The sequence below is a fragment of the Marinicella rhabdoformis genome (genome assembly GCF_009671245.1).
Taxonomy (GTDB): Bacteria; Pseudomonadota; Gammaproteobacteria; order Xanthomonadales; family Marinicellaceae; genus Marinicella; species Marinicella rhabdoformis.
In genome coordinates, this window is sequence record NZ_VTFS01000001.1 from 323,503 (window position 1) to 348,996 (window position 25,494).

The window sequence follows — 25,494 nt, forward strand, 5'->3', positions numbered from 1 at the left end:
CACCCCACTGTCGCAGTCTGGGCGCAGCGAAAGCCTGTGGGCGTATTTAATTTTGCTCACCTGTACCAACAAAACCCACCATTCGGGACACCAGGTCTCCGTCTTTTTCGACAAAATATTGACCAAGTTGAACTTGATCATATCCATCGGGACCTTTTCCACTGAAAGCGACAGTGACACGAGTGACAACAGCAATCGTGTCACTTTTAATAACCTTCGCTGACCAACCGGGCGCATTTTCACTGAACATGCCGACATAGTTATTCAAAGCCGCGACTCCATTGACTGTTTCTGGGGTGCGAGGATCGTCGTACTGCACAGATTCAGTCACAGCACTTTTTATTTTGGCAAGTCGAAGTTCACCTGCCTCAATTTCCCAAGCATCAAAAAAAATTGAAATGCAATCTGACATATCACTCTCCTGTTTTTAATTTATTTGTAACGCCCGCGTTCAGGGCACTTGTGGAGCAGCGAAGCTGCGGAGCAAGTGTCCCGCTGCAACGCGATGTTAGATTTTTAGCGGGTTCAATTGTCAAACTGCACGACCATGCGAACATTACCGCCCCCACAAATACTTGATAACAAACGCATACCCTCAAAAGCGAAAGACCGCCCTTGAGGAATTTTCTCAGAGGGAAAGCTTTCCAAAAAAGCAGCTATTTCGCTCCAAGTGACCCAAGTATGGCCCCACAAACCAGATGGCACCGGGCCAAACTCTTCCGGGTGAGATGTGTCTGCTGGAATGCCCCTGCTTGCGGCTATGCCTGCAATTGAGGGTGCACTCCGAACGCCGAAAAGCTACCCAAACAATTGGTAATTTCTTTCCAGCAGCAGGCCCAGCTCAATAGCTTTTTGCCAATAGTCTTCGTCAGTAACTACCTGACAGTTGGCCTCAATGTAGCCGTGAATATCTGTTCCCATCACAAAAATCTAACAACTTATTAAACACGCATTATAATCATTAAACAGGTACGAATCACAACATGAATTGCCAAAGCTGAACACAAAAGTTCAATTAAAACCCTAGACACCGGCCATCGCCGGTGTGACGAGCTGTGGGGTTGTCTTGTTGATGTGACAATCTATGATGCGTCATGCCGACGCAGGTCGGCATCCAGGCAATTACAGTGATCATTCAGTATTCGTAACACCCTAATAGAACCCAAAAGTCCGCTTAAAACACCTAGACACTGGCCGCCGCCGGTGTGACGACTCCAGAAAAGTCATGCCGAAGCAGGTCGGCATCCAGGAAATTACAGTGATCTTTCAGTATTCGTAACACCCTAATAGAACCCAAAAGTCCGCTTAAAACACTTAGACACCGGCCGCCGCCGGTGTGACGACTCCAGAAAAGTCATGCCGACGCAGGTCGGCATCCAGGCAATTACAATGATCACTCAGTTTCTGTCACACCCAAACAAAACGACAACCTCATTCAAAACACTTAGACACCGGCCTACGCCGGTGTGACGAGATGCGGGGTACCGGCCTCCACCAGTGTGACCGCAGCTTAGCGTTAAACCAAGTCAAAATACAAATCCCGCCAATTCGGATTCTGCTCTTCAATCAACCTTATTTTCCAAGCCCTTCTCCATTCTTTCAAACGCTTTTCTCTTGTGATGGCAGCTTCCATACTCATGTGCGGCTCAAAATAGACCAGAGTGTGAACAGCATATTTTTTGGTAAACCCTTCAACCAAATCATTTTTATGCTCATATATGCGTTTGACAAGGTTACTGGTCACACCAATATACAAAGTACCATTCCGTTGACTGGCCAATATATAAACTGCGGGCTCTTTCACTTTCTACCTCCTTGCATGAATTTACCTGAACTTTATCATCATACACTATCTTCGGATATTCCACCTTCAGCGACAAACAGACATGCCGACGTAGGGGCATCCAGGCAATTACAGTGATCATTCAGTATTCGTAATACCCGAATAGAACAACAAAGTACGTTCAAAACACCTAGACACCGGCCATCGCCGGTGTGACGAGCTGTGGGGTTGTCTTGTTGATGTGACAATCTATGATGCGTCATGCCGACGCAGGTCGGCATCCAGGCAATTAAAGTGATCATTCAGTATTAGTAATACCTGAATAGAACAACAAAGTACGTTCAAAATACCTAGACACCGGCCTTCGCCGGTGTGACGAGCTGTGGGAATCTTCGGAGAAACTCAAACCAAATCCAAGACCTGACTGACTTGATCTACTGTTATGATTTTAATATCAAGGTTTTTCACCCATTTGCCGGCATTGCCTTTTGGGACAATGGCGGTTTTGAAGCCGTGGTGGGCGGCTTCTTTGAGGCGGTCTTCGCCGTTGTGTACCGGTCTGACTTCGCCGGTTAAGCCGACTTCGCCGAAAACTATGGTGTCTTTGGGCAGGTAGCGGTTTTTGAAGCTGGAAACGATCGCAATGATGATCGCCAAGTCCGCGGCGGTTTCGGTGATTTTCATGCCACCAACGGCGTTCAAAAACACGTCATGGTCGTGAATGGCCAATTGACACATGCGGTGCAATACCGCCAGTAACATCGCCAAGCGATTGTGTTCTAAACCGACTGACAAACGCCTTGGATTGCCCAATGGGCTTTGATCGACCAAGGCTTGAATCTCGACCAATAAAGGTCGCGTGCCTTCGCGTGTCACCATCACCACTGAACCGGGTTTTTCGGCTTGGTGTTCACTTAAGAAGATGGCCGATGGATTTTCAACTTCTTTGACACCGGTTTCGGTCATGGCGAAGACGCCAATTTCATTGACCGCACCAAAACGGTTTTTCAAGGCACGCAGCACACGGTAACGTGAGTTGCCATCACTTTCGAAATACAACACGGTGTCCACCATGTGCTCTAAAATTCTGGGGCCAGCAATCGAGCCGTCTTTGGTCACGTGGCCGACCAAGATGACGGTGATGCGGCTTTGTTTCGCCATGCGCACCAATTGCGCGGCGGATTCTTTGACTTGTGATACCGAACCCGGAATTGAGGTCAACTGCTCACTGAACAGCGTTTGAATCGAATCGATGACCACTAAATCTGGTTGTTTACTCACCGTGGTCGCAATGATGGATTCCACCGATGTTTCTGCCATGCAGTCCAAATCATCCACATTCAAGCTCAAGCGCCGCGCGCGCATGGCGATTTGTGACAAGGATTCCTCACCGGTGACATACAAGGGATTGATCGAAGTGGCAATTTGTGCCGAAACTTGAAGTAACAAGGTCGATTTACCGATACCCGGATCACCACCGAGTAAGATCACAGAACCAGGTACCAAGCCACCACCCAAGACTCGGTCTAGTTCATTGATGTGCGTGGTTGAGCGCAGTTGTTTTTCGGTACTGACCTTGCCCAGCTTTTGAATCGCCACATCACCAGAATAATTGGCGTAGCGGTTGGTCTTGGCTACACCACTGGTGGGTTGGACTTTGACCTCGTCCATGCAGTTCCATTCCTTACATGCACTGCATTGCCCTGCCCATTTGGTGCTGACGTTGCCACATTCGTTGCAAACGTACTGTGTTTTGACTTTGGCCATTACAGCAGACCCTCAGCTTCTTCCGCGGTGAAAGGCCAGTTCAATTCTGCTTCACCATTGCTCAACACAGGTATGCGCACATGGTACAAACGTATCCATTCATCTTTTTCTTCGATGTCTTGCTCAACAAAAGCGATGCCTTTTTGTTCTAACATTTCCGCTGCATGTTCACACAACGGACATTCAATTCTGCTATATAATGTGAGTTTTCTCATGTTTGCATTTTATCATCATGGCAGTCAGTGTATTTGATTTATTTAAAATTGGTATCGGTCCTTCTAGTTCTCACACCGTAGGTCCCATGCGAGCGGCTAACTTATTTATTGGCCAAATCGTTTCTCATGACTTGGTTGAACGCACAGACAGCGTATTCACTGAACTTTACGGTTCATTAAGTCACACAGGGCGCGGTCATGGTACAGACAAAGCGATCATACTTGGACTGTCAGGCCACCTGCCCGATGCCATTGATCCTGATGTTATTCCGGGCATACTGCAACAAGTAAATGATGACAAAAGCATCCAAGCCAATGATGAATTAGCGTTGAAATTCATTGAGAAGAAGCACCTTAAGTTTCACAAAAGAAAAACCCTGCCATTACATTCTAATGGCATGCAATTCACTGCCTTGGACAAAGACGGTAACGAGCTGCTACGCAAAGCCTATTATTCAGTCGGCGGTGGTTTCATCATGGCGCACACGCACATGGCGAAACAACACATCATGGAAGATGACACCGACCTGCCTCACCCTTTTACAACAGGCGAAGAATTGTTAGTCCAATGTAAAACCCATGGGAAAAGCACCGCAGAAATCATGTATGCCAATGAATTAACCTGGCGCACACGAGAGGAAATTGACCAAGAACTCGACACCATCTGGCAAGCCATGGCCGATTGCGTCAAAAGAGGCTTGAACACCGATGGCGTGTTACCTGGTGGTTTGAAAGTCGCCAGACGTGCGCCAAAGTTATACCAACAGCTCAAAGACAACCCCAAAGCGTCTTTAACAGACCCGCTCATTATTTTAGATTGGGTTAACATGTTTGCCTTGGCAGTCAGTGAAGAAAATGCCGCAGGCGGTCGCGTGGTCACAGCACCGACCAATGGCGCAGCCGGCATCATCCCTGCTGTTTTGCATTACTACACACATTTCGTGCCCAACCAAAATCCTCAAGGCATCAGAAACTTTTTATTGACCGCCGCTGCCGTAGGTATTTTATACAAAACCAAAGCATCGATTTCAGGTGCTGAAGTGGGCTGTCAAGGTGAAGTCGGCGTCGCCAGCTCCATGGCTGCTGCCGGTTTGGCATCTGCCTGTGACCTCAGCGATGAAGAAGTGCAAAATGCGGCTGAAATTGCCATGGAACACAATTTAGGATTGACCTGTGATCCGATTGGTGGATTGGTACAAATACCCTGCATCGAACGCAATGCCATGGGCGCCGTCAAATCGATCAATGCCACCCGCATGGCCGATAACAACGACGGCACACACTGGGTCTCATTGGACAAAGTCATCCGCACCATGAAAGCCACGGGCGACGACATGAAAGAAATCTATAAAGAAACTTCACGCGGTGGACTGGCAGTGAACATCATTGAGTGTTAAGGGTAAATTGACAATAAACCCTATATCACCACATAAATTTGAAACAAAAAAATCCCCAGTAAAGGTCGGGGATTTTTTGTTCAATCAATTTTTTCAATTCAGAATTCGTACCCGAACTCTTCTTTGAATTTGGCACGAAAATCTTTCTTTGAAATGTAATGGTTTTGCGTTCCCGCAGTGGCAATTTTAATGCTGCCCAACAATGAAGCAATGCGGCCTGTGGTCTGGTAGTCCAAACCATTAGTCAAACCATACAACAATCCTGCTCGGTAAGCATCACCACAACCTGTTGGGTCGACTACTTTTTCAGCTTCAACCACAGGAATGTGGTACATTGTGCCATCGGCATAAATTTCTGAACCTTTGTCACCACGTGTGATGATTAAGGCTTGTAAATGACCTGCGATTTCACGTGCTTCCATACCCGTTCTTTTGTGAACCAACTCATACTCGTAATCATTGACGGCCATCCACGAGGCTTGATCAATGAATTTTTTCAAGTCATCGCCGTCAAACAATGGCATGGCTTGGCCTGGATCAAAAATAAAAGGGATTTCAGAGTCTTTGAATTCATTGGCGTGTTGAATCATGCCATCACGACCATCAGGACCAACAATACCAATTTTGATGTTTTTGTAATTGGTCACATGGTTTTCATGTGAAAAATTCATCGCACCCGGATGAAATGCTGTGATTTGGTTATTTTTTAAATCTGTGGTGATATATGCCTGAGGCGTGAAGTGGTCATTGCGTGTCATCACTGCTTCTAAGCTGATGCCCAGACTGCTTAACCTTTGGCTGTAAATATCAAAATCACTGCCGACAACACCCATAGGTACAGGTTCACCACCAATCATTTTCAAGTTGTAAGCTATGTTACCTGCCACGCCACCAAAAACTTTACTTAAAGTCGGCACCATGAAGGAGATGTTCAGCTTGTGGATTTGATCAGGCAAGATGTGGTTTTGAAATTCATCTTCAAATACCATGATGTTGTCAAAGGCCAAAGACCCACAGATTAACGCTCTACTCATTTCAGTTTTTCCTCTAATAATTCTTTGGTTTGTACAGGATTGGCCTGCCCTTTGGTTTGTTTCATGATCTGCCCGACAAAGAAATTAAACATTTTCTCATTGCCTGAACGGTAACTGTCCACCTGTGATGGGTTTTTAGCAATCACTTCATCGACCAACGCTTCCAAAGCCGAAGCGTCAGAAATTTGCGCCAAACCTTGGCTGTCTATAATCACGGCGGCAGTATCGCCACTTTGCCACATGATTTCAACCACTTGTTTGGCTATTTTGCGTGAAATGCTGCCTTTGGCCAGTTCATCAAGCAATCCAGCATAGTGTGCAACAGGAATTGACGTGTTTTCGACACTTTTGTCCATGGCATTCAAAAGTGCGGCATATTCGCCCAACAAAAACTTGGCATTCAAATCTGGTTTGGCCTCAGTCAAAGCTTGTGCAGCTTCGAAATAAGCCGATAAGTTTTGATCAAAAGCAATGATTTCAGCGTCATCGGCTTTGATCGCCCAATCATTGACGTAGCGTTCGATTTTGGTCTCAGGAAATTCTGGCAACAAGACACGTTGAGCATCAATCATTTCATCAGTGACTTCAATCGGTAATAAATCTGGGTCTGGAAAATAACGGTAATCGTTGGCATTTTCCTTGCTGCGCATCGAACGCGTTTGATTTTTGTCGGCATCATAAAGGCGCGTTTCTTGCACCACTTCGCCACCTGATTCAATCAACTTGATTTGACGCTTGGCTTCGAAGTTAATTGCTTTTTCAATAAAACGGAAAGAATTCAAGTTCTTGATTTCTGCACGTGTGCCTAAGGTTTCATCGCCAATTTTTCGCACTGAAACATTGGCATCACAGCGAAATGACCCTTCTTGCAAGTTGCCATCACAAATACCCAAATGCGTGACCCGTGTGTAAATCGCTTTCATATAAGCAACGGCTTCTTTGGCCGAACACATTTGTGGTTCTGACACCACTTCAATCAATGGCGTCCCTGCACGGTTCAAGTCGATGGCGGTTAATTTATCGTACTTGTCGTGAATCGACTTACCTGCATCTTCTTCTAAATGGGCGCGGGTGATTTCTATGGTTTTTTTGTAACTTTCATCACCACCTTCACCAGCCTCTACAGCAATTTCTATCGAACCTTTGCCTACAATCGGGTGGTCCATTTGACTGATTTGGTAACCCTTAGGTGAGTCGGGATAAAAATAGTTTTTGCGCGCAAAAATCGTCACAGGTGCAATTTCAGCATCTACTGACAAACCAAATCGAATCGCATAGTCCAGTGCCTTGCTGTTAAATACGGGCAACATGCCTGGTAAGGCAGCATCAACAAAGCTCACCTGACTGTTAGGCTCGGCGCCATAACTGGCTTTCATTCCTGAAAACAACTTGCTGTCGGTATCCAAACGCACGTGAATCTCTAAGCCCAAGACCATTTCCCAACCTGTCTTAATGTTTATGTTTTGAGTCACAGGAACGCCTCCGGCATGGCTTGGTGCCAGGCGGTCATTTGTTGGTATTGGTGTGCCACTGTCAAAATACTTTGCTCATCAAAATATTGACCAATCAACTGTAATCCCACAGGCAGTCCATGAGCAGGTTTGATTGGCATCGACAAACAGGGCAATCCAGCCAAGGAAGCTGGAATGGTGAACACATCGGCTTGGTACATGCTGACGCCTTCGGCTTTATCACCGTGTTTGAAAGCCACTTCTGGTGAAACCGGTGAAGCAATCACGTCCACACCCTTGAAAGCTTCAACAAAATCTTGGCTGATCATGCGGCGTACTTTCTGTGCTTTGAGGTAATAAGCATCGTAGTAGCCAGATGACAAAGCCCAAGTGCCGACCATGATGCGGCGCTTCACTTCTTCTCCAAAACCCTCTGTTCGACTGTTGACATATAACTGTTCTAAGTCATCGCAAGACTCGCTTCTGTGTCCATAACGCACACCGTCAAACCGTGACAAGTTAGATGAACATTCAGCAGGTGCAATCACATAATAAGCCGAAACGGCCAAATGCGCATGAGGCAATTTAATGTCTATAATTTCAGCGCCCTGTGCTTTCAGGGTTTCAATGGCATCTAAGGTACTTTGCTTGATGGCTTCGTCTTGCAAACCGTCAATCCAGTCTGCTACCACGCCCACTTTCAAACCTTTCATGCTGTTGTCTTTGGGCATATTCCACTGCCAACTGGCCGCTTTATGCGATGTGCTGTCCAAAGCATCGTGTCCACTCATGGCTTCTAAAACCAAACCACAGTCATCGGCAGATGCAGCCATCACACCACCCTGATCCAAACTGGAAGCAAAAGCCACCATGCCATATCGTGAAACACGACCATAGCTGGGTTTGATGCCGGTGATACCGCACAAGGCAGCAGGCTGTCTAATGGAGCCACCAGTGTCAGTGGCTGTCGCCACCGGCACCATTCGCGCCGCCACGGCAGCGGCTGACCCACCTGATGAGCCACCAGGAACCCGTGACAAGTCCCATGGATTATTGACCGCTCCAAAGGCCGAGTGTTCGTTCGATGAACCCATGGCGAACTCGTCCATATTCGCCTTGCCAACCGTTACCATCCCTTGTGTTTTTAAATTTTCAACAACAGTTGCATCATAAGGTGGCTTGAAATTTTTCAGCATATTCGAACCACATGTGGTGCGTAATCCTTGGGTACAAAACAAGTCTTTGTGCGCCAAAGGAATTCCTGCCAAATATTGGCCCTCTTTTTTTAACAATGCTTCAGCTTGCATCAACTCTGCTGGCTTGATGTCACAACAGACTTTAGTAAAAGCATTGGTTTGGGGGTTGAATGCACGCGCCCTATCAAAAAAGATGGAGTTCAATTCTGGCACACTGATTTGTTTGGCACGCAACATGGCGCCCATTTCACGTATAGACAGTTGAATCATTCGATCACCTTGGGTACCAAATAATGGGTTTCATCAGCCTGTGCTGACAAAGACAGTAACGCTTCTTGATGGCTGGTTTCAGTGACCACGTCGGCACGCAATGTTTGCATCATGTCTTGTGGGTGTGACATCGGCTCAATGCCTTGTGCCGCCACTTCATCCATCTGATCAATCATGTCTTTAATGTCATTCATGGCTACAGCGATTTCACCCAAAGCCTCATCTGCTATTTTCAGCTTAGCTAAAGCTGCAATTTCTGTTAATTCTTTACGATTTATTGACATATATTCTATTTCTTTGCGATATAATTCGGCGCTTGCCCGCGAGCTTGTTGTAGAAGGTGTTAAAGTAACACAATTTAGACAATTTGCACCCAGCTCGGCATTATGCCATTTTAACCAATCAGATGTAAGAAATTAACACATGTTCAAAAAATTCAGAAGCTTGTTTTCCAACGATTTATCGATTGACCTCGGAACCGCCAACACCCTCATCTTTATGCGCGATCATGGCATCGTTTTAAACGAACCATCGGTGGTTGCTGTGCGATTAGATCAAGGACGTGGCACGCCCAGCATTGCTTCTGTTGGTATAGACGCCAAAATGATGTTAGGAAGAACACCGGGCAACATCAAAACCATTCGCCCATTAAAAGACGGTGTGATTGCTGATTTCGATATGACTGCAGCGATGTTGCAACATTTTATTCGTAAGGTGCATTCAAACCGATGGTTAAAACCTTCTTGTCGCGTGTTGATTTGTGTCCCTTGTGGTTCTACCCAAGTTGAACGCCGTGCGATTGAAGAGTCTGCCTCTGGCGCTGGTGCTGCTGAAGTATATTTAATTGAAGAACCCATGGCTGCAGCGATCGGTGCTGGCATTCCGATTCATGAAGCGCGTGGTTCAATGGTTTTGGACATCGGTGGCGGCACCTCTGAAGTGGCTGTTTTGTCACTGAATGGTATCGTGTATTCGGCTTCTGTAAAAATTGGTGGTGATAAATTTGATGACGCTTTGATTTCATACGTTCGACGCAGCTATGGCACTCTGATTGGTGAGTCCACAGCCGAACGCATCAAACATGAAATTGGTTGTGCCTATCCTGCTGCTGAAGAAATTTCATTAGAAGTGTCAGGCAGGAATTTGGCTGAAGGTGTGCCTCGTAAATTCACCATGACGAATAATGAAGCTTTAGAAGCTTTACACGAACCTTTGACAGGCATTGTTTCTGCTGTCAAGGTGGCCTTGGAACAAACACCGCCTGAGTTATGTGCTGACGTAGCAGAACAAGGCATTGTGTTGACCGGTGGTGGCGCGTTATTAAAAGATTTAGATAAATTATTAATGGAAGAAACTGGTTTGCCTGTTTTTGTTGCTGAAGACCCTTTGACCTGTGTTGCCCGTGGTGGTGGTAAGGCCCTGGAAATCATTGACGAAGAAGGCTCAGACTTTTTTGCACCTTTCCGTTGATCCGTAGGGATTCGCTTAATTGATGGAGCCCTTACACAACAACCGACGCCTGAGCCAGTCTCCGCTGTTTAAATTCCTGTTGCTGGAATTTATTTGCTTGATTTTGATGGTGTCGGATAAAAACCATGCCATTGCGCAACCCATAAGAAATGCTTTGTCATACATTGCGTTACCCCTGATAAAAACCATCGAATGGCCTCAGCACATTTACCAGAGTGCTGAGTTGGCTTTGTCACGCCAACAATCTTTAGTGGATGAAAACACTGAACTCAAACAACAACTCATTGACGCGCAATTGAAAGTACAGCAAAACGTCACACTCACGGCTGAAAATGAACGGTTGAGAACCTTGTTAAATGCAGCCAAAGAATTGCCATTGTCCACTTCTGTTGCCTTTGTTTCTAATGTTGATTTACACCAAAAGCGTCAACACATCATCATTAACCAAGGTGCTGATGACGGTGTTTTTGTCGGTCAAGCTGTGATTGGCTTATCTGGCGTAATCGGACAAGTGGATGTGCTAGAGGCACAAACAGCGCATGTCATCATGATCACAGATTCCGCTCATGTGGTACCCGTTGAAATCCTAAGAACCGGCATGCGAACTTTGGCATACGGTCAAGAAGATGAGTTGTTATTGAACGAAATACCCATCAGTGTAGACATCAAAAAAGGGGATGTATTGGTAACGTCTGGGTTTGGTAACCGCTACCCTAGGGGCTTGAAAATCGCTCAAGTCAATGAACTTTCCCTCAGTGACAACCGAATGTTTCAAAGGGCAACAGCCAACCCTTATGTGGCTTTTGAACAATTAACAGAAGTTTTTCTGGTTTGGCCTTCGGAAAATGCAATTGAACCTACAATTCAAAAAACATTGAACAAAACATCAGGCAACACAGAAAATTCGACCACACCACCAGTAAGTGAAGGGCTGCAAGAAGCCGCAACAGAGGAACTGAACAATGAATAAATCCTCTGGTCAGACTCACTTTGGCTTTTTCCACCTCAGCTTTCTCATGGCGCTGGTAATGACCATGATTCCATGGGGCGCTTATCTTAAACCCATACAACCCTACTGGCTCGCCATGATTGTTGCTTTTTGGTCTTTGCAAAGGTCGCCTTCTATCATGACGTGGGCCGTTTTTTACGGCTTGTTGCTTGATGTATTAAGCGGCAGTTTATTGGGCAAGCATGGCATGTCTTTAGTGGCCCTCTCCTATCTGATAGGCAAATCTTCAAAACAGCTACATTTAACTTCATTTTGGCAATTGATGATGATGGTGTTGGCTTTGTTACTTAATGACTTGGTTATCAGGGCAGCCATAGATTGGATCAGTTACCGCTATACCCCTGAGTGGTCTGACTTATTGCCTTTGGTGTCGGCGGCGATGGTCTGGCCTTGGCTGAAGTACACGTTGGATCGCATGTTGCTTTCATTGAAAAACAAATAAAATGGGCAATGTACTTAAACAACCTTTGCAAGAAAAACGACTGTTCAATCAACGTGCATTGATTGCACTGGTTATTGTCATCATTGTATTCACCTTACTGCTGTCTCGGTATTTTTACCTACAAGTGATTAAACATGACTATTATGTTGATCAAGCCGATGGCAACCGAAACAAAAGTCACCGCATCAGCCCAACTCGAGGACTGATATATGACCGCAATGGTGTCTTACTCGCTGAAAATGAAACGGCATACCGCTTACAAGTGGTGACAGAAAAAACCAAAGAATTTGACAAACAATTACTCCAGCTCCAATCCATACTCAATTTGAATGATGATGACATCACCCGCATCAAAAAAGACATCAAGTTCAACCCTGCATTCAAACCCATCATCATCAAAGAACAGTTAACTGAACAACAGGTGGCAACTTTTGCTGTTCAAAACCATCAGTTCCCGGGTTTTAAGGCCACACCCTATTTAATTCGAAAGTATAACCATGCAGAAGTCATGTCTCATGTGATCGGGTATGTGAGTAAAATCAATGCAGAGGAGTTCAGCAAAAAAGACCACAGCCTATACGCCAGCGATGACTATGTGGGCAAACTGGGTATTGAAAAATATTATGAGAGCGAACTTCACGGAAAGCCTGGGCTTTTAAGGTCAGAAATAAATGCCCAGGGCCGCTCGATGTCGCAAGTGATGGAGCAGCCACCCAAACACGGCAACACATTAAATTTAACGATTGATTTAAATTTACAAAAAGCAGCATACGAAGCTTTTGGAGCAGAAACTGGTTCGGCCATCGTGGTCAACCCAAACAACGGTGAAATTTTAGCCATGATTTCCAAACCTGGTTATGACACCAACCTGTTCATCAGTGGCATTTCACACACAGCTTACCAAGCATTACTGAACGCACCCGAAAAGCCTTTATTTAACCGCAGCATCAAAGGTGGCTATGAGCCAGGTTCAACCATCAAACCCTATATGGCTTTGGCTGGCTTACATCATAACCTCATCACCGCAGAAACCACATTACTTTCAAATGGAACATACTACCTTCCTAACCAAGAAAGACCCTACCATGATTGGAAACAAGGTGGCCATGGCAAAGTGAATGTGGTTGATTCTTTGGCTGAATCCGTCAATGTCTTTTTTTATGATTTGGCAGTAAAACTTGGTATAGATCGAATAGAAAGCTTTCTACAACCCTTCATGTTTGGCCAACTCACAGGCATTGATATTGCTGGTGAAAAAAGGGGAATACTCCCTTCAAGGGCTTGGAAAAAAGCAAACAGGAATATGATTTGGTTTCCTGGTGAAACCGTGATTACTGGCATTGGGCAAGGCTATTTTGTTATTACACCTGTTCAAATGGCGCAGGCTTTGAGTGTTCTGGTGTCAAAAGGCACTTATCACCCGATTCATTTGATTCAAAAAGAAACCCAGAGCCATCAAGTGCACCCAAGCATTAACCCCAAACATTGGGACACCGTGCAAAAAGGCATGACTGCTGTGATCAATGCACCAAATGGTACCGCGCGGGCTTTGGCTTCCAAGGATTATATTTTTGCTGGCAAAAGTGGCACGTCTCAAGTGTTTGGTAAGAGCAAAGAAGACATATACAAAAAAAATGAAGAGCTGCCTAAACACCTAAGAAACCACGCCTTATTTGTCGCCTTTGCACCGGTTGAAAAACCTGAAATTGCCGTCGTTGTTGTGGCTGAACATGGTGCCAGCGGTACAAGAGCTGCTGCACCCATAGCCAAAAAAATCATTGATGCATTCATGCAAATAAACCGCACCAACTCAAATCAGGAAGTGGCACCCAATGGTTAAACGGAAAATCACCCATTGGTTCGACCCTGTGCTGTTATTTTTATTGATCTCATTACTGGGTTATGGCTTGGTTGTTTTATACAGTGCGGGTGGCGTTGGTCTGGTCGAAAGGCAAACCATCAGAATCGGACTGGGTTTGTTCGCCATGTTATTCATTGCCCAAATCAGGCCAGAACGGTTCGAACAATTCACTCCATTGGTTTTTGCGGTTTCTGTACTGTTGTTGGTGGCTGTACTTTTTTTCGGCGTCACAGTAAAAGGTGCCAAACGTTGGCTAGACTTAGGCATCAGCTTACAACCCTCTGAACTTTGCAAAATCACCTTACCCATGATGGTGGCCTGGATATTTCGACACGCTTCTTTACCACCCGATTGGAAGCACCTGTTGGGTGCCTTTTCAGTCATTGGACTGTGTACCGGCCTGATTTATCAACAACCTGACTTAGGCACCTCTATTCTCATCGCCCTTTCGGGTATTTTTGTCATTTATCTGGCAGGTATATCTTGGAAATTGATCATAGGCGGTGGCTTACTGGCAGTCATGGCTTCCCCCATTGTCTGGTACTTTATGCATGAATACCAAAAACAACGCGTGTTGATGTTTTTGAACCCAGAGTCTGATCCTTTAAATAGAGGTTGGAATATCATTCAATCTAAAATTGCGATTGGTTCTGGCGGGGTCAGTGGTAAAGGCTGGCAACAAGGAAGCCAAACACAATTGGATTTTTTACCGGAACATTCTACAGACTTTATCCTCTCAGTATTATCCGAAGAATTTGGTTTTATTGGAGTGACCATACTGTTTTTGCTTTACACATTAATTATCATGCGATGCCTGTTTATAGCCAGCCAAGCAAAAAACACATACAATCGATTAATTTGTGGGGCACTAACCCTTATTTTATTTGTCTATATCACCATCAATGCTGGCATGATTTCAGGGGTTTTCCCCGTGGTGGGCGTTCCACTTCCCCTTGTCAGCTATGGCGGCACTTCGGTGCTTACTTTACTGGCATCATTTGGTATCATTATGTCAATCCATACTCATAAGAAACTCATACAACAATGAAAAAAACACTACTACTGGCCCTGTTGGGCAGTTTGACCACAGCACAAGCCGCTGTTGACCTGACACAGGTTGATCAATTCATCACCAACACGGCTGCAAAAAATAAACTCGACCCACAATGGGTGCGCAGCATTATTTCTCAAGCCAATCACCAACAAGGTATCATTGATGCCATGAGCAAACCTGCTGAGCGTACCTTGCGTTGGTTTGAATACAGAAAGATATTCATGACCGACAAGCGAGTAAATGAAGGCGTAGATTTTTGGACTAAACACCAAAGCGTGATTGACCAAGTGTCTAAGGAATCAGGTGTCGACCCTGAGTATATTGTTGCCATCATTGGTGTAGAAACCTTTTATGGTCGCATCATGGGCAACCACAAGGTATTGGATGCCTTGTACACTCTGGCTTTTGACTACCCAAAAAGATCCCCATTTTTCACCAAAGAACTCGAACACTTTTTACTTTTAGCCAATGAACAACATGTCAATGCACTCAATGCAAAAGGCTCATATGCTGGTGCCATGGGTTTTGGTCAATTCATGCCTTCCAGTTACCGCAGCTATGCCGTTGACTTTGAAAAAGATGAAAAGATCGATTTACTCAACAACCCCCAAGACGCCATTGCATCGGTGGCCAACTATTTGGCCCGCCATGGATGGAAATCAGGTGGTACAGTGGTATCAGCAATAGATGTCGAAACAACCGTTGACACAAAAAACAACCAGTTGAAACCACATTTAAAAACAAAAGATGGCGTGGACTACACACAATTGGCACTGAAAACCAGTGAAACCGAAACAGCATACTGGCAAGGGTTTAAAAACTTTTACGTAATCTCACGTTACAACCACTCTCATTTATATGTTATGGCTGTACACCAAGTGGCACAAGCCATTAAAGCAGCAAAGGGTTCAAAGTAACATGAAAATAACCAATTATGTATCGGTCATGCTTGTTTCTGTGCTGCTGCTATCTGCCTGTGGAAAAAAAGTACAAACAAAGCCCTGGAAGCCTTACTCTGAAAATTTAAGTAAATACGGCAACCACTCGCCTTATCGAGTTAACGGCAGGAAGTATCATGTCAACAACAACCCCGTGGGGTTCACAGAAAAGGGGCAAGCTTCTTGGTACGGTAAAAAATTTCATGGTCGAAAAACTTCAAACCAAGAAATTTTTGACATGTACAAGTTAACTGCAGCACACAAGATTTTACCCTTACCCAGTTATGTAGAAGTGACCAATTTAGATAATGGCAAGCAAGTGATTGTTAGGGTCAATGACCGAGGGCCTTTTGTCGGTGATCGCATCATAGATTTGTCATACGGCGCGGCAAAAGCTTTGGACTTTGTTAACCAAGGTATCGCCAATGTTAAAATTGAAGTCATCAAAGCGCCAAAAAACTTACAGGCCAGCCCCATCAAACAAGGTTTAACCTATATTCAATTGGGTGCATTTTCTGATAACAACACCGCCTACAATTTGGCTAAAAAAGTCACTGAATTACTTGGAATCGAAACATTTGTCACCATATTGAAAACCCAGTCTGGCCTGTTGCACCGTGTGCGCATAGGGCCATTCAATTCAGAAAACAAAATACAACAATTAATCAACCAAATCAGCCAAAAGGGTATCAACAATGCCCAAGTGGTCACAGAATAATATGACAAAAAAAATCCATACATTCATGACATTAATGCTGTTTTGTGCGGTTTCAATTGCACAAACCAACATCAGCATCACCCCACAAGCACCTCAAGTGGACGCCAGCAGTTACATATTAATGGACTACCACTCAGGACGAATTCTTGCTGAGAATAACAAAGATTTGGCCGTTGACCCAGCCAGCATCACTAAAATGATGACAGCCTATGTTGTGTTTTCAGAACTGAAAGCGGGCACATTGTCTTTAACAGATATGGTGACAGTGAGCGAAAAAGCTTGGCGCACAGGCGGGTCAAAAATGTTTATCGAAGTGAATAAACAAGTCTCTGTTGATGAGCTGATACACGGCATGATTATTCAATCAGGTAATGATGCTTGTGTTGCATTGGCAGAACACATTGCAGGGAGTGAAGAAGTCTTTGCCAGCATGATGAATCAACATGCCAACAGTTTAGGAATGTCTGATTCTCACTTTGAAAATGCCACCGGCTTGCCATCAGACAACCACAAGGTCACAGCTAAAGATGTTGCCGTATTAGGCAGGGCCATTATTCAACAATTTCCAGAATGGTACCCCATATTTTCACAGAAAGAGTACACATTCAGTAACATCAAACAACACAACCGCAACACCTTATTATGGAGAGACCCTACTGTTGATGGTTTTAAAACGGGCCACACAGAAGCCGCAGGATATTGTTTAGCCACTTCTGCCATGCGCAATGGGATGCGCCTACTCAATGTGGTAATGGGCACAGAATCTGAAAAAGCCCGTGCCGATGAAACACAAAAATTAATCAATTATGGTTTCCGCTTTTTTGAGACTCATAAGCTGTACAATGCGGGCGATGAACGCATCAAGTCTGAATTGTGGAAAGGCAAAGAAGAAAACTTGTCGATTGGTTTAGCAGAAGACCTTTTTATCACCATACCTAAAGGACAATATGATGCTTTAGAAGCCAAAGTTGACTTACCCTCATTGCTCACCGCCCCCATACCGAAAGGCACCCGTCTGGGACAGCTTCGTGTGGAGTTAAAGGGCGAGTTAGTTGCTGAAGTGCCTTTGGTGGCTTTAGAAGAAGCTGTGAGTGGCGGCTGGTGGACGCGTACTATTGACAGCATGGGATTGTGGTTTGAAGGAGATGATGAATGACCACCCCAGAAATACCCAACAATGGTGACGAACCCAAAGGTTTTAAGTTTCCTTGCGAATACCCTATCAAAGCCATGGGCCCCAACACGCAAGAGTTCTTAAAAGAAGTCACTGATGTGGTGGCATCACATGCACCTGAAGTTTCTAGCAATTCGGTTCACAGCAAAATCAGTTCTACGGGCAAGTACCAATCAGTAACTGTTTTGGTCATGGCTTTGTCTAAAGACCACTTAATCAGTATTTATACAGACGTCAGGGCCATTGAAGGCGTGGTATGGACACTCTGAATCAAAAACCTTCCCCAGAAATTATTGTTCGCCGAATGGGCAAACGTGACTACGAACCCGTTTGGCGTGAAATGCAAAAATTTACCGATGAAAGGACTGCAGACACAGCTGATGAATTGTGGCTGGTAGAACACCCACCCGTATTTACACAAGGCTTAGCGGGCAAACCAGAACACGTACTGGCTGCAGGAGACATACCTGTCATTCAGGTTGACCGAGGCGGTCAAGTCACTTACCATGGCCCTGGGCAAATAGTCGCCTACCCAATGATTAATTTAAGGCGTCATGGCATAGGCGTAAAATCATTGGTCAGCGGCATTGAACAAGCCATCATTGATACTGTAGCCGAATATGGCGTTGACGCCAAACGTCGCGAAAATGCCCCCGGTGTTTATGTCGATGGTGCTAAAATTGCCTCATTAGGATTGCGCATAAGAAAAGCCTGTTCTTTTCATGGACTGGCCTTTAACATTGCGATGGATTTAAAGCCCTTTGCACGCATTAACCCATGTGGGTTCATGGGACTTGAAGTGACACAGCTGTCTGCGCTTGCAGAAGATGTGACATTTGAGACAGTTCAAAATCAATTGCTTGAGCACTTTTGCCAGCAATTGAAATACACGGCAAAAGAAACAGCATAATTGCTAAACAGCAGAAAAAAGTCATGACAGATAAAATACCATTGACCATAGAAACGCCAGCAGGACCTAAAACTTTCGGAAACAAAGAATTAGGTGAAAACAAAACCAACCGAAACCGCGCTGGTTTTGATCCGAATGCGCCACAGTTACGAAAACCTGATTGGATTCGCGTGCGCATTCCCACAGGTAACGCTGTGGCCAAACTGAAAAGCAAATTGCGTGACAGCTCTTTGGTTACTGTTTGTGAGGAAGCCTCCTGCCCTAATATCCACGAATGTTTTGGTAAAGGCACCGCCACCTTCATGATTTTGGGTGAAATATGTACCCGTCGCTGTTCTTTCTGTGATGTGGCCCATGGCAGACCATTGGCACCTGATGCCAAAGAAGCTGCTAATTTGGCACAAACCATTGCTGATATGGAATTGAAATATGTGGTGATTACATCGGTTGATCGCGACGATTTGAAAGATGGTGGCGCGCAACATTTTGTTGATTGCATCAGCTTAACGCGTGAAATGAACCCAGGTATTAAAATCGAAATTTTGACCCCAGACTTCAGGGGTAAGGGTCGGATGGACAAAGCTTTGGAAATTTTAGCCCAAAGTCCACCAGATGTGTTTAACCACAATTTAGAAACTGCTTACGCCTTATACAAACAGGTACGACCTGGTGCAGACTATCAATGGTCTTTAGACTTACTGAAGAAATTCAAAGCCCAACACCCTGATGTGACTACTAAATCTGGCATCATGGTTGGCTTAGGTGAAACCATGGAACAGGTACAAGAAACATTGCGCCACTTGGCAGACCACGATGTGGACATGGTTACCATCGGTCAATACCTGCAACCAACCAAAGGCCATCACCCTGTCTTGCGTTATTGGACGCCTGATGAATTCAAACAAATAGAAGACTACGGCTACAGCTTGGGCTTCCAACACGTGGCCTCAGGCCCATTGGTACGATCAAGCTACCATGCAGACGTTCAAGCACACGAAGCCGGGGCGGCTTAAGAGTCAAGGGCAAAACCCTCATTTTTAAAGTGAGGGTAAACCTTTTAACCTGGATTGTCGCACACTCTTTATGAACACGCCTGTTCTAACGTATTCAAATTAATTAAATAAATCAGTTCAACATTAAAAACTAAAGGGCAGTTTGTTAGAAAACTTACGAGATACCCTTTAGTTTAAATACAAACAACTATTCAAAATCAGATTTGAAAACCAAGTCATGTGAAACAAAATTCATACTGGTATGGTTAGTGTAACCAGGAAAGACTTGATCGATTTTATGATTTCCAAGTACTTCTTGAACAATGGTGGCAAAAACTGTTCTGAAATCTACTTCAGGTGAAATATCTTCTCCACCAAACAATTCATCATTGGCCAAACCATTGAATGCACCATACATTTGACCTCCATGAATTTTTCCACCAATAACAAACATCACGTTACCTGATCCATGATCAGTACCGCTACCACTGTCACCATTTTGCCTGGCACGCCGGCCAAATTCACTGTGTACAACAATCGTCACTTGGTCACCCAAACCTGCCGCCTTCAAGTCACTCCACAAGGCGTTGATAGAATTAGACATGTCTGCAACTTTGTTGTAAAAACCACCTCCGCCACCATCTCCTTGATTATTGTGCGTGTCCCAGCCACCTAAATCAGCTGTAGCTACATTGACATCTAAATCTTCTCTAATTAATTGAGCGATCAAAGACAATTGTCGGCTGAATGTACTGTTTATTGGATAAGTAACACCTCCAGCAGGCACGTAATTATCTAAGTCCAGATCAGAGATTATAGACAAGGTATCCATGGCACCTGCCACTGACAAATCCAATGCGCTGTTACCCGAATACATGTTACTGATTGCATCAGCATGTGAATGAGCAAAACGCCCTTCATTGGGATTATAACCATTAACCTGATCTACGGTCAGCGCGTTAAAATAAGACTGCAAGCTTATTGGTTTAGAACTACCTGAAACCAAAACAGGAATAACTTCTGAACCAGAAATATTCGTTGTGGTGCTTAAATGTCTTGTTAGCCAGCCGTCAGCAGTACTCAAACTATGTGGCGTCCCTAACTCAATCAACTTCATTGCATCAAAGTGACTTCGAGTCACATTATTTTGAGGTAAACCTGTACCATGAATAATACACAAATCTCCATCAACATACATGTCTCTTAAACCTGTTGCGGCGGGGTGAAAACCAAAAACTTCACCAATATCCAGCACTGCATTGTTGCCAGTTTTGGGAACCTGAATATGCGGCCGCAATGTTTCGTAGTGACTTCGATTGGTGCCTGAAAACGGTGGCACAACATTCAACCCGTCCATACCGCCACGCATGAACAAATCTATGACTATGGGTTGATTGCTTGGGCTTGAACCTCGCGCTCTGGCGACACCAACACCCGATAATGCACCCAACATCGCTGTGGACTGCAGGAAAGTTCTTCTTTTAATTTTATTCATCAGTCTATTCCTTTATCGTTGCATAAAATAAGGTGAAGCCAAAATCAAGCTTACCGTTCCACGCAATCGCTCATGCCAATAGTATGGGTAATTGTTTTCCTCTAAAGCTTCAATTGAAAATGCTTTATCAGCTGGCCAACTGGGGTAATTGGGACTTTCAGGCCTTTGTCTTAAAAACGTGACTGCTGACTCAAATACAGGATCTCCTAACCAGCCACCCGGAGGATTGACATCAAAAATTTTACTCATCCAAAAAGCCACAAGACCTTGTGGTGTTAAATCATTCGGCCTACCCTGAAAGTATGCCAATGTATCAACCCTTAAAGGCGTCAAATAAATACCAGAATTACTGCGATCCATCAACCAATCAACCGTTTTCCAAGTTTGTACCAGTGCAGTTGAACTCATCCAATAACTGGAATGCATGGAGAAACCATCGGGTGCCCGCCATTCAAATGGAAAATGACCCGTATCATCCATACGGTATTCGAAGCTGTTACTGTCATCATCATCTGGTTGTACAGTAAAGTCCGTTCCACAAGCTCGCATAGCCGAAACCACCGTGTCAAATGGTCGCTTTAACTTACTTTGCCAATAAGTAGGATCTGCAAAATCCGGGTGATTAAATAATGCCCTATACACCAATTTCAATTGATTACTGGCATTTCTATTTGTGTAAAAAACTTCAGCTACATCATCAATTACTGACTGTGGCGGATCATCTGCCAGAAAGAAACGGACTAATTTACCAGCGATGTGTTGTGCCGTACCAGGATGTTTAGCCAGCAGCTCAATTAAATTATCTCCATCTGACTGACCTTGGTTGGCTTGAAAATTTGAAAAACCTGATGACAACACATTTTTAGAAAAACGATCATGCCGATCGTCGTCATAAAAGAACTCACCTGTATTTCCACCATCTGAAAAATCATTGACTCGCCAACCAGTTAAACAACGAGTGGCCTCATAAACGTCATTGTCTACATAATACTGTTGAATCAACCCATTGTTAGGCCACGCACCACCCGTATCAGTGACAGAGACCGTTGGCACCTCGCTGGGAAGCGCCAATCCGTAGTAGTTTTCAACCCCCATTGTATGTAACTCAATCAATTCACGGGCATAATTTTCATTGGGTTCTGATGATGAGTTATTGTAGTTGTCTAAGTAATAGAGCATCGCTGGGTGTTTTGCTGTTGCCCGTAATAATTCATGAAAGTTACCCAACATATGGCCTCGAATGACATCTCTGTCCCAGCTGGTCATGGTTGACTTAGCATAAAAATCATCACCATTGACGCTGAAATGATCATGCCAAAAATCCGCCAGCCTTTATTTCATAGGAAACAAAGAATAAGCCGCACGAGTGAACTTCAATCGCTTCATTTCGTAAATGGGTCGAGAACTGCTGGTTTGATTATTTATATCAATCTTGTAATCAACCCAAAGTTGGTTCAATGATTTATTTAAGGTTTCGAAATTACCAGATTCAGAAATACGTGCATTTACATCAACATCAGTGCCATTAGACATTTGGTTATTTATGAAATTTCTCAATTTATCTGCATCAGAAGCACCAGCTATGTCAGACCAAGTATTTTCATCAAACAAACCCGGCGTCACACCATAACCCAATCTACTGTAAACCATATGAGAAAATGACTGTTGGGGCAATTTTGCTGCTTTCATGCCCTCGAATAAAGGGTTTCTGTTTAAGCTTGGACCCTTATTTTTTTTTGAGTCTGCAAAAACAAGCTGACTTGAAAGAGGTAATGCAGTTAGCACTGTAGTGGCTACCCCTCCAGTCAATAATTTTCTACGATCCGTACTGTATTTTTTCATAACGTTCTTCATTAATTAATAATGACATTTTTAAAAAGTATACAAAACTTAATTGTGACACTTATCTCAAAACATTGTTAATTCAATAAGACTAAGCTCCTCATAACCTTTTTTTAATATCTATTGAACTGATTCTTTTAGCATAAAACCAAGGTACAAGGTGATCGCAGATTGCTGATGCTGTTTTTTACCTTAACCATAAAAAAAGGCCACTGACAGATCAGCGGCCTTTTGCATTACGGTTTAAACTAAATTACAACGTTTTAACACCCATGTTCCACAAAGTGAATGCATAAATATCGGCATACTGCTCTATGGTTTTAGACACAGGTGTGCCGGCACCGTGGCCTGCATCAGTTTCAATGCGGATCAACAGCGGATTGGCCTTGCTGCCTTTGGCTTGGAGTTCAGCAGCGAACTTGAATGAATGCGCCGGTACCACTCGGTCATCGTGATCACCTGTGGTGACCATGGTGGCAGGATAATCAACGCCTTGCTTGATGTTGTGCAGTGGCGAATAACCCAACAAATACTTAAACATCTCTTCATTCTGCTCAGCTGTACCGTAGTCATATGTCCAACCTGCACCTGCGGTGAATGTGTGGTAACGCAGCATATCCAGAACACCGACTGCAGGCAATGCCACTTGCATCAAGTCAGGTCTTTGTGTCATCACAGCACCTACCAATAAGCCACCATTAGAACCGCCTCTGACAGCCAGCTTGTCACTGCTGGTGAATTTGTTTTCAATCAGGTATTCACCTGCCGCAATGAAGTCATCAAAGACATTTTGCTTTTGCAATTGGGTACCAGCAATGTGCCATTCCTTGCCGTATTCACCACCGCCACGCAAGTTAGGTACCGCATAAACACCGCCCATTTCTAACCAAACGGCATTGGCAATGCTGAACCTTGGCGTCAAACTGACATTGAAACCGCCGTAACCATATAAGATGGTAGGGTTGTTGCCGTCTTTGTTCAGGCCTTTTTTGTGGGTGATGATCATCGGCACTTGGGTACCATCTTTTGAAGTGTAAAACACTTGCTTAGATTCAAATTTTTCTGGGTCGAAATTCACTTTAGGCTTTGAATAAAAGTCTGACTTTTGTGTATTCGGATGGTAAGTGTAAATGCTGCCTGGTGTGATGTAATTTGAGAACGAATAATACAACACCGTTTCATCTTCTTTGCCGCTGAATCCACTGGCAGTACCCACGCCAGGTAACTCGACCTGTTTAATCATTTGACCTTTGTAGTCATACTGCTTTACTTGCGATACTGCATCAACCATGTATTTGGCAAAGATATATCCACCACCATTACTGGCAGATAACACATGCTCAGTTTCAGCAATCAAATCTTTCCAGTTTTCAGGTGCAGGATTTTTCGCATCAACCGTTACGATGCGTTTATTGGGTGCGTCTAAGTCAGTCATCAAGAACAGCTGTTCTCCGATGTTATGGAACACACTGGTATTAGAATCTGTGTGGTCTAAAACGGTAACCAGCTTGCTGTCCTTTTGACTCAAGTCTTTGAGGAACAATTTGTTGCCATTGGTAGATACCGCTGCAGAAATATACAGGTATTTGCTGTCTTCAGTCACACCACCAAATACATAGCGGTGCTTTTCTTCTTCCGTACCTCCAAAGACCACAGAATCATCTGATTGTGCTGTGCCCAATTTGTGGTAGTACAGTTTGTGTCGGTCTGTTTTGGCTGACAGTTCACTGCCTTCTGGTTTGTCATAACTGGAGTAATAAAAACCTTCATTTTTATACCAAGACAAGCCACTGAATTTGATGTCAACCAAGGTGTCTTCAATTTGTTCTTTGCTTTCTACATCAATGATGCGCACTTTACGCCAGTCACTGCCGCCTTCAGAAATGGCATAAGCGGCTTTACTGCCGTCATGTGAGAAGCTCAATTGACCCAATGATACGGTGCCATCTTCGCTGAATTGATTCGGGTCTAAGAAAACTTCACTGGGGCCATCACCTTTTTTGCGGTAAACCACGTACTGGTTTTGTAAGCCGTCATTTTTATAGAAGTATGTGTAGTCGCCTTCTTTAAAAGGTGCGGTTACTTTTTCATAATTCCAAACCGCTGTTAAATGTTCTTTGATTTGGTCTTTATAAGGAATGTTGGCCAAATACTTTTGTGTGACTTTATTCTCAGCTTTTACCCAAGCGGCGGTGTCATCAGCCAAGTCATCCTCTAACCAACGGTACGGGTCTTTCACCTCGGTGCCAAAATAAGTGTCTACTACATCACCAGTTTTGGTTTCTGGATAATTCCATTCAAGCGAAGCTTGCTTTTCAGTTGACTGCTTTTCTTCAACTTGTGTGGCCACCACTTCTGTCGGCGCGGGTGCTGCATTGGTGTTTTGGGTGCTGACGTCACTGTCACATGCAGATAACAAAAACATCAAGATTAAATAAATTATAGGGTTTTTCATTGTGTTCTCAGGTTATATTTC

General features: G+C 44.3%; 24 protein-coding genes. 12 read left to right on the plus strand and 12 right to left on the minus strand.

All coding sequences use genetic code 11. The features are described 5' to 3' along the window. Positions 1-46: 46 nt before the first annotated feature. From FET73_RS01440 to FET73_RS01455, 4 genes are all read right to left on the minus strand, one after another. Positions 47-412 carry a hypothetical protein gene (locus tag FET73_RS01440; RefSeq protein WP_154222131.1) on the minus strand — a complete coding sequence of 122 codons (366 nt, stop codon included), beginning with the start codon at positions 410-412 and terminating at the stop codon, positions 47-49. Between the two features lie 1,104 nt (positions 413-1,516). Then, positions 1,517-1,804, minus strand: coding sequence for a GIY-YIG nuclease family protein (locus tag FET73_RS01445; protein ID WP_179952047.1), 288 nt, complete (start codon positions 1,802-1,804; stop codon positions 1,517-1,519). A 381-nt stretch (positions 1,805-2,185) separates the two neighbouring features. Continuing rightward, positions 2,186-3,550: a DNA repair protein RadA gene (gene radA, locus FET73_RS01450; RefSeq protein WP_154222132.1), complete on the minus strand. Its 1,365-nt coding sequence runs from the start codon at positions 3,548-3,550 to the stop codon at positions 2,186-2,188. Then, positions 3,550-3,765, minus strand: coding sequence for a glutaredoxin family protein (locus FET73_RS01455; RefSeq protein WP_154222133.1), 216 nt, complete (start codon positions 3,763-3,765; stop codon positions 3,550-3,552). Before FET73_RS01455 ends, radA begins: the two co-directional genes overlap by 1 nt. Before the next feature lie 17 nt (positions 3,766-3,782). On the opposite strand from FET73_RS01455, the gene FET73_RS01460 reads away from it, so the two are divergent. Continuing rightward, a complete protein-coding gene (locus tag FET73_RS01460; protein ID WP_154222134.1) occupies positions 3,783-5,162 on the plus strand; it encodes an L-serine ammonia-lyase in 1,380 nt (459 codons plus the stop codon). 98 nt (positions 5,163-5,260) lie between these two features. Here FET73_RS01460 and FET73_RS01465 read toward each other — a convergent pair whose 3' ends face one another. Genes FET73_RS01465 through gatC form a run of 4 tightly spaced genes read right to left on the minus strand, consistent with a single transcriptional unit; the run spans position 5,261 to position 9,397 of the window. Continuing rightward, complete coding sequence (locus FET73_RS01465; RefSeq protein WP_154222135.1) at positions 5,261-6,196, minus strand: carbohydrate kinase family protein; 936 nt, start codon at positions 6,194-6,196, stop codon at positions 5,261-5,263. Next, on the minus strand, positions 6,193-7,668 hold the full coding sequence (gene gatB / locus FET73_RS01470) for an Asp-tRNA(Asn)/Glu-tRNA(Gln) amidotransferase subunit GatB (RefSeq protein WP_484502563.1): 1,476 nt from the start codon (positions 7,666-7,668) through the stop codon (positions 6,193-6,195). The genes FET73_RS01465 and gatB overlap by 4 nt, the downstream gene beginning before the upstream one ends. Beyond that, complete coding sequence (gene gatA / locus FET73_RS01475; RefSeq protein ID WP_154222136.1) at positions 7,665-9,113, minus strand: Asp-tRNA(Asn)/Glu-tRNA(Gln) amidotransferase subunit GatA; 1,449 nt, start codon at positions 9,111-9,113, stop codon at positions 7,665-7,667. Before gatA ends, gatB begins: the two co-directional genes overlap by 4 nt. Next, positions 9,110-9,397, minus strand: a complete 288-nt coding sequence (gene gatC, locus FET73_RS01480) for an Asp-tRNA(Asn)/Glu-tRNA(Gln) amidotransferase subunit GatC (protein ID WP_154222137.1) — start codon at positions 9,395-9,397, stop codon at positions 9,110-9,112. The genes gatA and gatC overlap by 4 nt, the downstream gene beginning before the upstream one ends. A 139-nt stretch (positions 9,398-9,536) precedes the next feature. Between gatC and FET73_RS01485 the strand changes: the two genes are divergently transcribed. The 11 genes from FET73_RS01485 to lipA are packed head-to-tail and all read left to right on the plus strand — an operon-like array spanning position 9,537 to position 19,702. Continuing rightward, positions 9,537-10,583: a rod shape-determining protein gene (locus FET73_RS01485; RefSeq protein ID WP_154222138.1), complete on the plus strand. Its 1,047-nt coding sequence runs from the start codon at positions 9,537-9,539 to the stop codon at positions 10,581-10,583. A 22-nt stretch (positions 10,584-10,605) separates the two neighbouring features. Next, a complete protein-coding gene (gene mreC, locus FET73_RS01490; protein ID WP_154222139.1) occupies positions 10,606-11,553 on the plus strand; it encodes a rod shape-determining protein MreC in 948 nt (315 codons plus the stop codon). After that, positions 11,546-12,034, plus strand: coding sequence for a rod shape-determining protein MreD (mreD, locus tag FET73_RS01495; protein WP_154222140.1), 489 nt, complete (start codon positions 11,546-11,548; stop codon positions 12,032-12,034). Before mreC ends, mreD begins: the two co-directional genes overlap by 8 nt. A gap of 1 nt (position 12,035) precedes the next feature. Beyond that, positions 12,036-13,874, plus strand: coding sequence for a penicillin-binding protein 2 (mrdA, locus tag FET73_RS01500; RefSeq protein WP_154222141.1), 1,839 nt, complete (start codon positions 12,036-12,038; stop codon positions 13,872-13,874). Further along, positions 13,867-14,943: a rod shape-determining protein RodA gene (gene rodA, locus FET73_RS01505; protein WP_154222142.1), complete on the plus strand. Its 1,077-nt coding sequence runs from the start codon at positions 13,867-13,869 to the stop codon at positions 14,941-14,943. Before mrdA ends, rodA begins: the two co-directional genes overlap by 8 nt. Beyond that, the gene (gene mltB / locus FET73_RS01510) at positions 14,940-15,866 is read left to right on the plus strand and encodes a lytic murein transglycosylase B (RefSeq protein WP_154222143.1); all 927 of its coding nucleotides are present in this window, start codon (positions 14,940-14,942) and stop codon (positions 15,864-15,866) included. Before rodA ends, mltB begins: the two co-directional genes overlap by 4 nt. Position 15,867: 1 nt before the next feature. Next, positions 15,868-16,605 (plus strand): septal ring lytic transglycosylase RlpA family protein, encoded by a 738-nt coding sequence (locus FET73_RS01515; protein WP_179952048.1) that lies wholly within the window; start codon positions 15,868-15,870, stop codon positions 16,603-16,605. Position 16,606: 1 nt separating this feature from the next. Further along, positions 16,607-17,761: a D-alanyl-D-alanine carboxypeptidase family protein gene (locus FET73_RS01520; protein WP_246172629.1), complete on the plus strand. Its 1,155-nt coding sequence runs from the start codon at positions 16,607-16,609 to the stop codon at positions 17,759-17,761. After that, entirely contained in the window at positions 17,758-18,048 is a 291-nt protein-coding gene (locus tag FET73_RS01525) for a YbeD family protein (RefSeq protein WP_154222145.1), read from the plus strand. The genes FET73_RS01520 and FET73_RS01525 overlap by 4 nt, the downstream gene beginning before the upstream one ends. Beyond that, positions 18,036-18,689 carry a lipoyl(octanoyl) transferase LipB gene (gene lipB / locus FET73_RS01530; protein WP_154222146.1) on the plus strand — a complete coding sequence of 218 codons (654 nt, stop codon included), beginning with the start codon at positions 18,036-18,038 and terminating at the stop codon, positions 18,687-18,689. Before FET73_RS01525 ends, lipB begins: the two co-directional genes overlap by 13 nt. Positions 18,690-18,712: 23 nt before the next feature. Next, complete coding sequence (gene lipA, locus FET73_RS01535; protein WP_154222147.1) at positions 18,713-19,702, plus strand: lipoyl synthase; 990 nt, start codon at positions 18,713-18,715, stop codon at positions 19,700-19,702. Between the two features lie 187 nt (positions 19,703-19,889). Here lipA and FET73_RS01540 read toward each other — a convergent pair whose 3' ends face one another. The 4 genes from FET73_RS01540 to FET73_RS01555 all read right to left on the minus strand — a co-directional run bounded on the left by FET73_RS01540 (position 19,890) and on the right by FET73_RS01555 (position 25,473). Continuing rightward, complete coding sequence (locus FET73_RS01540; protein WP_154222148.1) at positions 19,890-21,176, minus strand: DUF1501 domain-containing protein; 1,287 nt, start codon at positions 21,174-21,176, stop codon at positions 19,890-19,892. A 12-nt stretch (positions 21,177-21,188) separates the two neighbouring features. Continuing rightward, on the minus strand, positions 21,189-22,505 hold the full coding sequence (locus tag FET73_RS01545; protein WP_154222149.1) for a DUF1800 domain-containing protein: 1,317 nt from the start codon (positions 22,503-22,505) through the stop codon (positions 21,189-21,191). A 3-nt stretch (positions 22,506-22,508) separates the two neighbouring features. Continuing rightward, positions 22,509-22,865 carry a hypothetical protein gene (locus FET73_RS01550; protein ID WP_154222150.1) on the minus strand — a complete coding sequence of 119 codons (357 nt, stop codon included), beginning with the start codon at positions 22,863-22,865 and terminating at the stop codon, positions 22,509-22,511. A 406-nt stretch (positions 22,866-23,271) separates the two neighbouring features. Then, positions 23,272-25,473, minus strand: coding sequence for a prolyl oligopeptidase family serine peptidase (locus tag FET73_RS01555; RefSeq protein WP_154222151.1), 2,202 nt, complete (start codon positions 25,471-25,473; stop codon positions 23,272-23,274). Positions 25,474-25,494 lie beyond the last annotated feature (21 nt).